Consider the following 13758-nt stretch of genomic DNA (forward strand, 5'->3'; position numbering starts at 1 on the left):
ATCTGGGGCTACAAGTTCCACTTATTTGCCACCTGCTGGATTAACGACAACAACAAGCTATCAGCGTTATGCGAAAGACGGAACCTGTAATACCACACCAACGGTATCAACAGGAACTTGGACAGTTACAGTACGTTCAGTTTTTACATCAGGTACAATCACTACCACGGGGGAAACGATATGTAACGGTGGTACACCGGTAACTACTATAGGAAGTGCCACAGCATCCAGTGGTGGAGATAATACTATTACTTATAAATGGCAAGCCAATGGAGTTGATATTGCAAGTTCGAATTCGGCTACTTATGATCCGCCAACAGGATTGACAGCTAATACAACTTATACACGATATGCTAAGGACAATACTTGTAATACAACATTCACGGTGTCTTCAGGAAGTTGGTTAGTAACAGTTGATCCTGCATCAGTTGGAGGAAGTATTGCTGGTAGTACTTCTGTGTGTACGGGTACAAATAGCACAACGTTAACTTTAAGTGGTTATACAGGTTCTATTACTAAATGGCAATCATCACCATCGGGTACTTTTGCTTCATCTGTAACTGATATTGCTAATACAACGACGACATTAACAGCTACTAATCTAACTGCAACTACTTATTACAGAGCTGTTGTAACCAGTGGGACATGTAGTGCTTCGAATAGTACAACAGGGACTATAACAGTCAATCCAAACTTAGCTGCTTCGGTAAGTGTTTCAGCTTTTCCTTCAGGAGCAATTTGTTCAGGAACATCTGTGACGTTTACAGCTACTCCAACTTATGGAGGTACAACACCGAGTTATCAATGGAAATTAAACGGTGGAAATGTTGGTTCGGATTCGAGTACTTACACAAATGCAGCATTGGTCAATGGGGATGTTGTTACTTGTGAGATGACATCAAATGCGACTCCTTGTTCAACTGGTTCGCCTGCAATTTCAAATAGCAGTATAATAATGGTTAATTCTTTGCCGTCAACTCCAACTGCAGGAGCTCCAACTAATCCTAATTGTGTTGTGCCAACAGGAAGTGTATTATTAAGTGGTCTGCCAGCTAATGGAACAATTATTCAAACTGGAAGTCATAATGATACTGTTATTATTATTGGTGGAGGAACACAAACAATAACAGGACTTCTTCCTGGGAATTATAATTTCACTATTTCTAATGGAGATTGTACTTCTGCTTCTGTAGATGTTACTATCATTAGTTCAGTTACAAATACTTGGTCATCTGGTTCTTGGAGTAATGGCACTCCAACAATTAATCAAAGATTAGTTTTTGCTTCGGATTATTCAAATTTGAATGATGTTAATCTCGAAGGTTGTTCTTGTCAGGTTACAGGAACAGCAGCTGTTACCATAAAATCAGGACGTACTTTGAAGATTGAAAATGGTGTTGATATAGCTAGTACAGGTTCTCTTATTTTTGAAAACAATGCAAGTTTGGTTCAAATTAATGATGCAGCTATCAATTCAGGAAACATAAACTACAAACGCTATACTAATTATGTAAAACGCTATGATTTTACCTATTGGTCATCTCCAGTAGTGGGGCAAACTTTATATAATTTGTCGCCAAATACACTTTATGATAAATACTATAGTTATAATAATGGATGGGTAATTTCATATTATGGATTAGCTACTATGGTAGCAGGTAATGGATATCTTATCAGAGCTCCGCAGACATTTAGCGTTACTGATGCGGCAATTGATACGAGTCCTGTGTTTATTGGTAAACCGAATAATGGTGTGGTGACTTTGTCATCATTAGTAGGAAATAAATCATATCTTCTAGGGAATCCTTATCCATCAGCTATTAATGCGGATGCGTTTTTGGAAGCCAATTCGGCTGTGTTAGAAGGAACACTTTATTTTTGGACTCATAATACATCTCCAATTAACGCCATTGCTACTAATGCTTATAAGTATAACACAAATGATTATATTACTTATAATAATACAGGAGGTGTTGGTGCTACAGGAATGATTGCTGCGGGTCAAGGTTTTTTTGCGCCAACAAAGGCTGCCGGTAATGTAGTGTTTAATAATAGTATGCGAATTGTAGGAGGGACTTCAGGTGTGAATAATTCGCAGTTTTTTAAATTAAGTACAACTTCTAAATCTATTACTGCTGCTACAACCGAAAAAAGTCGTATTTGGTTGAACTTAACCAATAAGGAAGGAGCTTATAAGCAGATGTTAATAGGTTATATCACTGGAGCAACGAATAATTATGATGCTGGTTTTGATGGAGTTACTTATGATGGAAATCAATATGTTGATTTTTATAGTATAAATAATGCGGTAAATCTATCTATTCAAGGGCGTGCATTACCTTTTGTAAAAAAAGACAGCGTAGCTTTAGGATATAAATCAACGATAAAGGGCGATTTCCAAATTAGCATCGACCATACTGATGGAGAATTAACATCACAAACAATATTTTTAGAAGATACAGTACTGAAGGTTCTTCATGATTTGACTAAATCATCTTATATTTTTAGTACTGAGATAGGAAGGTTTAATACTCGTTTTGTGTTAAGATATGTAGATAAAAATGCTGTTCAGCCGGTGGTTGATACACCACAAGTGGTTGAAACGGTATTTGTTTCAGTAAATAACAATGAAATTGGTGTAAGTTCTATTGAAGATTTGATATCAAAGATTATTATTTATGATATTTCAGGAAATATTCTTTATCAAAAAGAGGGTGTTTCTGCCAATGATTATGTGGTTCAGCATTTGTTATCTAGTCAACAAGTACTTTTTGTAAATGTAGTTTTGGCAAATGGAAAAATAACTTCCACAAAAATAATTTATTAGTACAGAGTCACTAACTAAGTTTTGGATTTATAATTATCCCGATTGCGAAAGTAATCGGGATTTTTTGTCTGTCTCGTTCTGAAAAAAGTTGACTGTAATTATACCATTTAGAATTATAAAACAGTTTTTTGTTTACCTTACCCCAACTCCAAAGGAGAGGGAGTCGGAAAATCGGATTATTTTATATTTCTAAATGGTATAAAGTCTAGGTAAAAGCTCAGGCTTTTTTAAATAAAAAATCCATTAGATTAAGAGCCTGTTTAAATTTATTTTAAAAAAATAAATTTTCTTTTCCCCGTCCCTAAAGGGCGGAAAATTTCTTGAAAATTCATCAAAATTACACCCTTTAGGGATTGGGGAAGTTAATTTTGATGAATTTTAAACAGGCTCTAAGTTTCTAATGGATTTTTTTATGTTTTAAGAATGGTTATTTTCCTTTAACTGATGCTTCTATATTACGCTCAATTGTGTGTCCCGGACGAGACCATTTTGGTTTTTCGCCTAAAGGGGCAAATTGAGAATCGGCTGCTTCAACAGTTTGTGGTTGTGAAACTTTAGTAAATGGTTTTTGCGGATTCAAGCCTAACATTTCAAACATTTTCATGTCTTCGTTAACATCAGGGTTTGGAGTTGTTAGTAGTTTGTCACCAGCAAAAATCGAATTGGCACCAGCAAAAAAGCACATGGCTTGTCCTTCACGACTCATATTAGTTCTTCCTGCAGACAAACGTACTTGAGTTTCTGGCATAACAATACGAGTAGTGGCTACCATTCGAATCATTTCCCAGATTTCAACAGGTTTTTCTTCTTCCATTGGAGTTCCTTCAACGGCAACTAAAGCATTGATAGGTACTGATTCTGGTTGTGGGTTTAAAGTTGAAAGTGCTACCAGCATTCCTGCACGGTCTTCGATGCTTTCTCCCATTCCAATAATTCCTCCGCTACAAACAGTAACATTTGTTTTACGAACATTTTCTATAGTTTCTAAACGGTCTTCAAATCCTCTTGTCGAAATAACATCTTTATAATATTCTTCAGAAGTATCTAAATTGTGATTATAGGCATACAAACCAGCTTCGGCTAAACGGTGAGCCTGATTTTCGGTAATCATACCCAGAGTACAACATACTTCCATATCTAGTTTATTGATGGTACGAACCATCTCTAAAACCTGGTCAAATTCAGGGCCGTCTTTTACGTTTCTCCAAGCAGCTCCCATACAAACACGGGAAGAACCTGTAGATTTTGCACGTAAAGCTTGTGCTTTAACTTGGCTAACACTCATTAAATCGTTTCCTTCAACACCTGTGTTATAACGTGCTGCTTGAGGACAATAGCCACAATCTTCTGGACAACCTCCTGTTTTTATAGATAATAAAGTAGATACTTGAACCACATTTGGATCGTGGTGTTCTCTATGAATAGATGCTGCTTCAAAAAGCAAATCCATCATAGGTTTATTATATATGGCGATAATCTCTTCTTTTGTCCAATCGTGTTTTGTAATACTCATTGTATTGTCTTTTTTGATGGGTCAAAAGTAGTCAAAATGTTCAAAATGGCAATGCGATAGCTTTAAAAAGGAATGGTAACCAAAGAACAGTTGAATTATTAATCAGATGAAAATTGATTATTCCAATACAACATTAATAAAAGAGTGACAATTACTGATGAAGCAATGCCTTCAAACAATAATGATAAAGAGTAGGCATCAATGGTAGGATTGCCCCCAAAAAGGAAAGTTTCTGATAAAGAGGCTACAAATGCATCCCCGCCTTGTAAATAGCTGTAAATAACAAGACCAATGATGCTTAAAACAACACCAATTATTGAGGTTAACATGGCAGAAACTGCATTTGAGACAAACTTTTTTTGGTTTTCTTTTAGATTCATCTGAATGGTTCTATTGACTCCATAAAAAACAAAAAGTACATTTAAAAAGCGTAAATAAAACAAATGAGCCAGATTTAAAGTTTCCATCAAAAGAAAGTAAATACTAATAGCTATGAAAATAATAAATCCGTTTATAATTTCTTTAGATGGTTTCATTTTGGCTGAATTGAAATTAAAAGATGAATTTTAAGATGGTAGGTTTTAGTCTGACGGATATTTTTTCTTCCAATACAACATTAGAGAAAAAGTTACAATTACCGCCGAAACAATTCCTTCAAAAAGTAAAGAAATGTTATAGGTCATTACAGAAGGACTTCCTACAAACAATAATGATTCTGATAATGTTTTAATGTATTCGTCTCCTCCTTTAGCATAGATATAGGCTACTAAGCCCATAATGCTAAAAAGCACACCGGCTAATGCAGTTAATAATGCTGAAATGGCATTATCAGCAAAATCAGTTTTGCCTTCGTTAAAATTAGATTTTAAAGTTCTATTAACACCATAATAGATAAATACAATGTTGAATAGTCTTAAGAAAAATAAATTAGAAAGGTGCAAAACCTCCATTAGCAAAAAATAAAGAGCAATACCTATAAAAATAATAACTCCGTTGTATAATTCTTTTGGCAGTTTCATACGCTTAATTTTTTAAGGTTGATAAAAAATACTTCTTTGATAAATAGGGTATTGTCTATCAAATTTACGTAAAAAACAGGAGTTTGTTTAATAAAATGGACGTTTTTTTATTTGATTCTAAAGTTCTTTGATGTAAGAAAGTGTTTGGATTTTGTCTTTCTCAATTTGGTCTTTCAATAAAGTTATAGAGTCAAATTTTTCTTCTCCACGAATGCGTTTTAAAATCGAAACAGTAATTTTTTGATCGTATAAATCGGCATCAAAGTCTAGATAATGAATTTCTACTGACAGCTGTTCGCCGCCAACAGTTGGGTTGAGGCCAATATTCATCATACCGTACACTTTTTGTCCGTTGATTTGACTGCTTACAATATAAACTCCTTTTAGCGGAATAAGTTTGTAATTTTCCTCTATGTTAAGATTGGCAGTTGGAAAACCGATGGTTCTTCCCAGTTGTTTGCCTTTGATTATGGTTCCGGTTAAAAAATAGTCGTAACCCAGATATTTGTTAGCCAGAAGCATGTTTCCTTCTTGGATAGCATTTCTAATCTTTGTTGAACTTACTGAAATGTCATTGATTTCTTGTGCCGATATTTGTTCTACTTCAAAACCGTATTTTTTGCCAAATTCAATTAAATTATTGATGTCGGCAGTTCTGTTTCTTCCAAATCGATGGTCGTAACCAATGATTATTTTGTGAATTTTAAATTGTTCAACAAGTACCGTTTTTACGAATTCTTCGGCAGTTAATCTTGAAAAACTTTCATCAAAAGGATGGATAACAAGATTTTGTATTCCTAATTGTTCTAGTAGGTTTACCTTTTCAGGAATGGTATTCAGAAGCTTTATTTCTGAACGTTCCTGTAAAATCATTCTTGGATGTGGAAAAAAAGTAAGAACAAGACTTTCGTGTTTTTCGTCAAGAGTGTTTTGAATTACTTTTTCCAGTATTTTTTTATGTCCAATATGTACCCCATCAAAGGTGCCTAAAGTAAGGATTGTTTTTTTTGGAGAACTGAAATCTTTTATAGAATGAAAAATCTTCAAAGCAAATATTTTATAGTAGTGCAAATTTATACTATCTAATTTAAATTTAATGATATGCCGATTCTATTTTTGAAGTATTTCTGTCGAATCTAACAAAAATGAAATCATATTGTGTGAATGAGTTTGTTTTTTAGGTTTAATTAAAAATACATGCTGTTGAATATATTTTGATTTAAATGCTTTATTTTTGAGACATAAAATATAAGCTAGTCATGAAAATAAATAGTGTATTCGTATTTCTTTTGTTGTGGTTTTCAGTTATTCATGCTCAAGATAAAGATCCATGGAAAAGAATAAATCCGTCCGCTACTCAGGCCACAGCCAAATTGTTAGGGAAATTAGAGACGAATGATCCAATTTTATTTCAACTTGATGAAGAGACTTTAAAAGCCAAACTTGAGAAGGTTCAGGATAAGATCCTTTTAAATAATACTATCCAAATTACGGTGCCTAATGTTAAAGGTGGTTTAGAAAAATTTGTTATTCGTGAGGATTCAAATTTCGAACCTGAACTTCAGGCAAAATATCCGGAAATCAGGTCTTATTCGGGAACAGGTATTACAGATCCTACTGCTGTTTTGAATTTTAGTATGTCTCCATTGGGAATACAAACGATGATTATCAGGAAAGGAAATCAGATGGAATTTATTGAAAAAGACACGGGAAATAATGATTTGTATGTGGTTTTTGATTCTAAAGATAAATTAAAAGAGCGTTTGCCTTTTAGTTGTACTACTGCCGATGAATCTGGTTTGAGTAAAAAAACAGCGAATCAAAGTGCTAAATTGGTGTCAAGTGATAAAAAATTCAGGACTTTAAGATTGGCTTTATCTTGTACGGGAGAATACGCTAAATATCATAGTGGCACTGCTACTCCTACTGTAGCTGTGGCTTTGTCGGCTATGAATGCTACAATTACCAGAGTTAATGGAATTTTTAATAGAGATTTGGCCGTGAAATTACTGATTATAGCTAATAATAATCTTATTGTTTATACTGATGCTACTACTGATCCTTATTCTGCAGCAAGTATAGGGGTAGGTGATGAGAATACTGATGGGACTTGGAGTGCTGAACTTCAAAATAATTTGACAAGCGTTATAGGTAGTGCTAATTATGACATTGGTCACTTATTTGGTGCAACTGGTGGTGGTGGTAATGCTGGTTGTATCGGTTGTGTTTGTAATGCCGGAAAAGGAAGTGCTTATACTTCGCCTTCTAATGGAATTCCTAAAGGAGATACTTTTGATATTGATTTTGTGGCTCATGAAATGGGGCATCAATTAGGGGCTAATCATACTTTTTCTTATGATATAGAAGGAGCGGGAGTAAGTATTGAGCCGGGGAGTGGTTCTACAGTGATGGGATATGCAGGGATTACTACTGATTATGATGTGGAGCTGCATTCAAATGATTATTTTTCTTTTGTAAGTATTAGTCAAATTCAGAATAACTTAGCGACTAAAACTTGTCCTGTAACGACTACTATTAGTGCTAGTGCACCAACGGTAAACGCGGGAGCTGATTATACGATCCCAAAAGGAACAGCCTTTGTTTTGAAAGGAACGGGAAGTTCATCAACAGCTGTTACTTATGCCTGGGAAGAAAATGATTCCGCAACTACAGCAAGTGGCGATTTAAGTCTTGCATTGAGTACTAAAACCAATGGGCCACTTTTTAGGTCTTTTCCTCCGGTAAGCACTCCTGTTAGGTACATGCCAGGTTTTGATAATGTTTCAGCAGGAAGATTGACTAGCAAATGGGAGTCGGTGTCTGCAGTTGCCAGGACGCTTCATTTTGTTTTAACTGCCAGAGATAATGCTGCCGAGGGATTAGCTCAAACTCTTTCAGATGAAATGGTGGTTAATGTGAGTGGAACGGCAGGGCCATTTGAAGTGACTTCTCAAAATATTGACAATTTAAGTTGGTTTCAAAATACGAATCAAATCATTACCTGGAATGTAAATGGAACGGATGTTTTGGCTGGTTCTTCAAAAGTTAATATTAAACTTTCTACTGATAATGGAGTTAGCTTTTCAACTGTTCTGGCTTCGGCTGTTGCCAATGATGGTTCCGAAACGATTATTGTGCCTAATGTTTCGTCACAATATTGTAGAATTTTAATAGAGCCAACGGATAATATTTATTACGCTGTCAATAGTAAGACCTTTGCAATTGGATATACGGTTGAGTCAAGTTGTCAAACGTATACTATTTTAACAACTCCGTTTAATATACCTGAACAAGGAAATTTTGTTTCTAAGACAACAACTGTTCCTGCTACCTCTTCTACTATACTTGATGTGAATGTAAATGTTGATATTTCGCATACTTATTTTTCAGATGTACAGATGGAACTTGTGAGTCCGCAAGGAACTGTTGTAAAGTTGTTTTATAATGGATGTGGTACTACTAATGGTCATTTGTTGTTGAATTATGATGATGCTGGAGGGGATTTGTCTTGTGGAAACACTGTTTTGCAAACTGTTGCTCCTTTGGGAGTTTTAGGTGATTTTAATGGCGAAAATCCACAAGGAATCTGGTCATTGCGTATTCGGGATATTTTTACCAATGATACAGGGGTTTTAAATTCGGCTTCGGTTGCTATTTGTACGCAGAACTATACTTTAGTGCCTTATGAAGAAATAACTACGGATTTAAGAGTAAGTTCTAATCCTAACGATGGTAATTTCAATGTAAAATACATTAGTACTTCTTCTAATAATACGATTGAAATTTTGGTTTATAATGTTTCTGGGAAAAGGATATTCGATAAAAAATATCCTAATAATGGTGGTTTTGATGAAGATATTCAGTTACCAAATAAGCCTCAAGCGGGAATTTACTTTGTAACGTTGATGGATGGAGACACCAAAAAAACAACCAAAATGATTGTTAATTAGGGGTTGTGATTTATAGTGGAAAAAGGCTGGAAATCTGTATTTCCAGCCTTTTTTTATTTTCCATTAAATGATGTCATTGTGTTTTCTAGACCAGCAGTTCCAAAAGATTTAATGATTTCAGAAGCTACTTCCAGTCGTTCTGGGAGTGCTTCGTTTTCGGCGGCATTCCATTCTCCTAGTACATAATCTACTTGTCTTCCTTTTTTGAATTCGTCACTTATTCCGAAACGAAAACGGGTATATTGATTGGTGTTTAATACCAGATTGATGCTTTTTAAACCGTTGTGGCCACCATCACTGCCTTTGGGTTTGATTCGGATGGTTCCAAAAGAGAGATTTAAATCGTCAGTAATAACAAAAATATTCTCTAGTGGGATATTTTCTTTTTCCATCCAATATTGAACTGCTTTTCCGCTTAAATTCATGTAGGTATTGGGTTTTAAAAGAAAAAAACTTCTTCCTTTGAATTTGTATTCGGCTAAAGAACCTAATTTCACGGTCTGGAAATCAAGATTCTCTTTTTTAGCGAAATAATCCAATACTTTAAATCCAATATTGTGACGTGTGTTTACATATTCGGCACCTATATTTCCTAATCCTACAATTAAATATTTATTACTCACTTTTTTATACTTTTTTCTGGTGTTCGTGAACCTTTGGTTTCATATTGCTTGTGTTCTCTTCTTTTGATGGTGAAAATAACTGGTTTATCCATTTTAACATTTTGCAAAAGTAAGCTAATTTGTTAATCCAGAAATTTGATGCAAGAAAAATTTGGAGTGAATTTTGGAATTATCTAGGAATGTTTTTTGTAGTTGTTGTTTTAAAAAAAATTAATTAGATATGTATTGGTTTAATATATCAATTAATTTTATTTTGGATATAGGTTTGATAATGTAATCAGAAACTGAGCTTATGTTTTTTGCTCTTTCAACATCATGTGGAGAAATAGATGAAGTACAGATGTAAATTGTTATTTTTTCTAAATGATTTGATTTTACTTCAGTAAATTCATTTAGAAACTGCCATCCATCCATTATTGGCATGAATAAATCAAGAAATAAGATATTTGGTAAGATGTTTTCCTCTTTTGAATGTTGTTTTAGGTACGTTAATGCTTCTAGTCCATTCATAAAAGTATTTATCTGTTCTACATTTTGTTGTTGTTCTAAGATCTTTTTTGTTATGAAGAGATAGGTTGCGTCGTCATCAACCAATAATATTTTTACTTTTTTCATCTTTTTGATTGTTAATTTTTATAAAGAAAGTTGATCCTATTTGTTCTTGGCTCTCTACCCAAATCTCTCCATCCATAGCGTCAATTTGAGTTTTTGTCATAAATAGCCCAAGTCCCTTAGCATCGGGATGTTTATGAAATGTTCTCCGTATTTTAAATATAGAGTCTTTGTGTCTTTTTAGGTTTATGCCTAAGCCGTTATCTTCTATTGAAAGGTGTATGTCATTGTTGATTTGTTTTGTTTTGATTTTTACGACTAAATTTCTATCAGGTGATCTGTATTTTATTGCATTACTTATTAAATTAGAGAAGATGCTATCTAAGTATTTTTCGGGATAATAGACTGTTGGGGCTTCGCTGCAATCTATTTCTGTAGTTATATTGTACTCCTTAATTTGTGTTTGAAAATCTATTAGTGATTTTTCGATACATTTTCTAAAATCTAATTCTTTCGATAGTATTTCTAAATCTTGCTTTACTTGCAATGATTCTACTAATTTGTTGAATATTTCATTGATATGATTGACAACTGGGCCTATTTTTTGAAAAGCTTCTTCTTTTTCATCTTCCTTTTCGGTTTCTTCCATGAAATCTAATAGCATAGAAATGTTTACTAATGGGGCTCTAAGATTATGAGAAATAATGTTGCAAAAATCTATTAGCTGTTTGTTTTGGTATTCAGCTTTGATAAGCATTTTTTTAATTTCTTCTTCTCCCTTTTTTTTATCTGTGATATCAGATCTAATAGCAACATATTGATATGGTTTTCCATATTGATCTAAGAATGGAATAATTGTGGTGTCAACCCAATAGAAAGTGCTGTCTTTGGCTTTGTTTTTTAATTCCCCTTTCCATATTTTACCGTTAGCAATTGTTGTCCATATCTCTCTAATAAATTCCTTAGAATGATGTCCAGAATTGATAATTCGATGATCCTGCCCTAATAATTCTTCTTTAGAATATTTAGATATCTTGCAAAAGTTCTCATTTACATGAGTGATAATTCCTTTTTGGTTTGTTATTGCAACAATAGAAGATTGGTCAAGTGCGTGCTTGTAGTAAGGAAGTTCATTATCTCCTTGTTGTGTTTTTTTTGCTGTACCCATGATTTTTTTCCGTGTTGTCTAATTAGGTTTAGGTTATGGTGTTTAATCAAAAGTCAGAATTGTTATTATTTTGATATGTCAAAAAAGTAGTATAAATATATTAATAAAAATTAATTAATATGTTTTTTTTTGGTAAAATAATAGTAGTTAGATTACATTTTTTTTCTTGCTAAGAATTCAGGTTTTATAATGGATGGGTTCTTTTTGATATTGTTATTTCAGAATGGGGTATAGTAAAAACCAAAAAAAAGCACCAGTTGAAAAACTGATGCTTTTAAATATGATTGAAAAAAGATTATTTTTTCTTTCCTTTTGCAGGTGCTTTTGCAGCTTTTGCAGCCTCTTGAGCCGCTTTCATAGCAGCACGAGAAATCTTCACTTGACAAATTACTGTGTTGTCTGGGTGCATGATTTTGAAGCTTGGAGTTGGAACTTTAGTAACGTATAATTTGTTACCCATGTCCAAAGGTGTAATGTCAGCTTCAACGAAATCTGGAAGATTTGCTGGTAAAGCTCTTACTTTTAATTTACGGTTGTTTAAACGTAAATCTCCCCCTGCCATAACTCCTTTAGAGTTACCAATGATTTTTACAGGAACTTCAATAGTGATTTCTTTGTCATCATACAATTGAAAGAAGTCAATGTGTAAGATTCTGTCAGAAACTGGGTGAACTTGAATGTCTTGCAAAATTGCATTGAATGATTTTCCGTTACCCAATTCAATCACAACTGTGTGAGCGTTTGGAGTGTAAACCAAGTTTTTGAATGCTTTTTCTTCTGCTGAAAAATGAACTGGTTGATCTCCTCCGTATAACACGCAAGGAACCGCTCCAGCATTACGTAAGGCTTTAGTAGCAACTTTGCCTACGCTTTCTCTTTCTGATCCTTTAATTGTAATCGATTTCATTTTAAAAAATATATAGTTATTAATAATACTCTCTTTTTAAGCGGCCTAAGCTGCTTTTTTGTAATAACTCTTGGTTATTACATTATAAATTTTCCGCTGATGGAATTGTTGTGTTGTACCATTTGCATTACTTCTGCAAAAAGTGGTGCACAACTCACTACTCTAATTTTCTTTGATTCTTTCTTTAAAGGAATAGAATCGGTAACTATTAATTCGCTTAATTTTGAATTTTCTATTTTCTCGTAGGCTCCTCCTGATAAAATAGCGTGAGTACAAATGGCTCTTACACTAAGTGCTCCTCTTTCCATCATTAAGTCAGCGGCTTTTGCCAATGTCCCTCCAGTGTCAATCATGTCGTCCACTAAGATTACATTTTTTCCTTTTACTTCACCAATTAATTCCATGGTGTCGATAATGTTAGCTTCTTTTCTTTGTTTGTAACAAATAACTACATCAGATTCCAGGAATTTTGAATACGCATAAGCTCTTTTAGAACCTCCCATGTCAGGTGAAGCTATAGTTAGATTGTCTAATTTAAGGCTTTCTACATAAGGCAGGAATATGGTAGAAGCAAAAAGATGATCTACTGGTTTTTCAAAGAACCCTTGGATTTGATCTGCGTGTAAATCCATGGTCATGATTCTTGTTGCTCCAGCTGCTTCTAATAATTTAGCTGTTAGCTTAGCTCCAATTGGAACTCTAGGTTTGTCTTTTCTGTCTTGTCTTGCCCAACCGAAGTATGGCATAACCGCAGTAATATGTCTTGCAGAAGCGCGTTTTGCAGCGTCAATCATTAATAATAACTCCATTAAATTATCCGCATTTGGAAAAGTAGAGCAAACAATAAATACGCGTAAACCTCTGATAGATTCTTCGTAAGAAGGTTGGAATTCTCCGTCACTGTAGTGTGACATAGAAACTTTACCTAATGGAATACCGTATTTCTCAGCTATTTTTTCTGCAAGATAGACACTTTGTGAACAAGCAAAAATTTTAGCTTCTGGTTCTAGGTGTGACATTTAATATGTTTTTTTATTCCGCTGCGCTCCATACAATTCGGCTTTGTCTTTTTTTTAAAGCCTGATTATGTATAAATGCCTCGGGTGGAGTTAGTTAGTATATTCCGTTTTTACGAGCTGCAAATTTAGAAAATTAATTTGACTGTGAAAGTAAAATTTTAAGAATTTTTCTTAGAATCT

The 13758-nt window shown here is 34.0% G+C and carries 10 protein-coding genes and 1 pseudogene; 2 read left to right on the forward strand and 9 right to left on the reverse strand.

Annotated elements, in window-relative coordinates; genetic code table 11:
* Positions 1-2827: T9SS sorting signal type C domain-containing protein (locus GTZ96_RS04370; protein ID WP_161641376.1), on the forward strand; the 2827-nt coding region annotated here is incomplete at its 5' end.
* 427 nt (positions 2828-3254) lie between these two features.
* On the opposite strand, the gene bioB is transcribed toward GTZ96_RS04370, so the two are convergent.
* From bioB to GTZ96_RS04390, 4 genes are all read right to left on the reverse strand, one after another.
* Positions 3255-4340 carry a biotin synthase BioB gene (gene bioB, locus GTZ96_RS04375; protein WP_161641377.1) on the reverse strand — a complete coding sequence of 362 codons (1086 nt, stop codon included), beginning with the start codon at positions 4338-4340 and terminating at the stop codon, positions 3255-3257.
* A gap of 98 nt (positions 4341-4438) precedes the next feature.
* Positions 4439-4876 carry a hypothetical protein gene (locus GTZ96_RS04380; RefSeq protein WP_161641378.1) on the reverse strand — a complete coding sequence of 146 codons (438 nt, stop codon included), beginning with the start codon at positions 4874-4876 and terminating at the stop codon, positions 4439-4441.
* Positions 4877-4921: 45 nt separating this feature from the next.
* A complete protein-coding gene (locus GTZ96_RS04385; RefSeq protein ID WP_161641379.1) occupies positions 4922-5359 on the reverse strand; it encodes a hypothetical protein in 438 nt (145 codons plus the stop codon).
* A gap of 117 nt (positions 5360-5476) precedes the next feature.
* Positions 5477-6406: a bifunctional riboflavin kinase/FAD synthetase gene (locus GTZ96_RS04390; RefSeq protein ID WP_161641380.1), complete on the reverse strand. Its 930-nt coding sequence runs from the start codon at positions 6404-6406 to the stop codon at positions 5477-5479.
* Between the two features lie 212 nt (positions 6407-6618).
* Between GTZ96_RS04390 and GTZ96_RS04395 the strand changes: the two genes are divergently transcribed.
* Positions 6619-9309, forward strand: a complete 2691-nt coding sequence (locus GTZ96_RS04395; RefSeq protein ID WP_161641381.1) for a reprolysin-like metallopeptidase — start codon at positions 6619-6621, stop codon at positions 9307-9309.
* A gap of 53 nt (positions 9310-9362) precedes the next feature.
* Here the strand turns inward: GTZ96_RS04395 and pth are convergent.
* From pth to GTZ96_RS04420, 5 genes and pseudogenes are all read right to left on the reverse strand, one after another.
* Positions 9363-10032: pseudogene (gene pth, locus GTZ96_RS04400) on the reverse strand (aminoacyl-tRNA hydrolase).
* 110 nt (positions 10033-10142) lie between these two features.
* Positions 10143-10547, reverse strand: coding sequence for a response regulator (locus GTZ96_RS04405; RefSeq protein ID WP_161641382.1), 405 nt, complete (start codon positions 10545-10547; stop codon positions 10143-10145).
* Positions 10519-11652, reverse strand: coding sequence for a PAS domain-containing sensor histidine kinase (locus tag GTZ96_RS04410; RefSeq protein WP_161641383.1), 1134 nt, complete (start codon positions 11650-11652; stop codon positions 10519-10521). The genes GTZ96_RS04405 and GTZ96_RS04410 overlap by 29 nt, the downstream gene beginning before the upstream one ends.
* A gap of 295 nt (positions 11653-11947) precedes the next feature.
* A complete protein-coding gene (locus tag GTZ96_RS04415; RefSeq protein ID WP_161641384.1) occupies positions 11948-12559 on the reverse strand; it encodes a 50S ribosomal protein L25/general stress protein Ctc in 612 nt (203 codons plus the stop codon).
* Between the two features lie 77 nt (positions 12560-12636).
* Complete coding sequence (locus GTZ96_RS04420) at positions 12637-13578, reverse strand: ribose-phosphate pyrophosphokinase (RefSeq protein ID WP_161641385.1); 942 nt, start codon at positions 13576-13578, stop codon at positions 12637-12639.
* Positions 13579-13758 lie beyond the last annotated feature (180 nt).

The sequence above is a fragment of the Flavobacterium undicola genome, assembly GCF_009909155.2.
GTDB lineage: Bacteria > Bacteroidota > Bacteroidia > Flavobacteriales > Flavobacteriaceae > Flavobacterium > Flavobacterium undicola.

Bases quoted from the DNA above. Each gene is read 5' to 3' on its own strand.
- GTZ96_RS04395 (WP_161641381.1), top strand. From the start codon at position 6,619: ATGAAAATAAATAGTGTATTCGTATTTCTTTTGTTGTGGTTTTCAGTT.
- GTZ96_RS04410 (WP_161641383.1), bottom strand. From the start codon at position 11,652: ATGGGTACAGCAAAAAAAACACAACAAGGAGATAATGAACTTCCTTAC.
- bioB (WP_161641377.1), bottom strand. From the start codon at position 4,340: ATGAGTATTACAAAACACGATTGGACAAAAGAAGAGATTATCGCCATA.
- GTZ96_RS04415 (WP_161641384.1), bottom strand. From the start codon at position 12,559: ATGAAATCGATTACAATTAAAGGATCAGAAAGAGAAAGCGTAGGCAAA.
- GTZ96_RS04420 (WP_161641385.1), bottom strand. From the start codon at position 13,578: ATGTCACACCTAGAACCAGAAGCTAAAATTTTTGCTTGTTCACAAAGT.
- GTZ96_RS04380 (WP_161641378.1), bottom strand. From the start codon at position 4,876: ATGAAACCATCTAAAGAAATTATAAACGGATTTATTATTTTCATAGCT.
- GTZ96_RS04385 (WP_161641379.1), bottom strand. From the start codon at position 5,359: ATGAAACTGCCAAAAGAATTATACAACGGAGTTATTATTTTTATAGGT.
- GTZ96_RS04405 (WP_161641382.1), bottom strand. From the start codon at position 10,547: ATGAAAAAAGTAAAAATATTATTGGTTGATGACGACGCAACCTATCTC.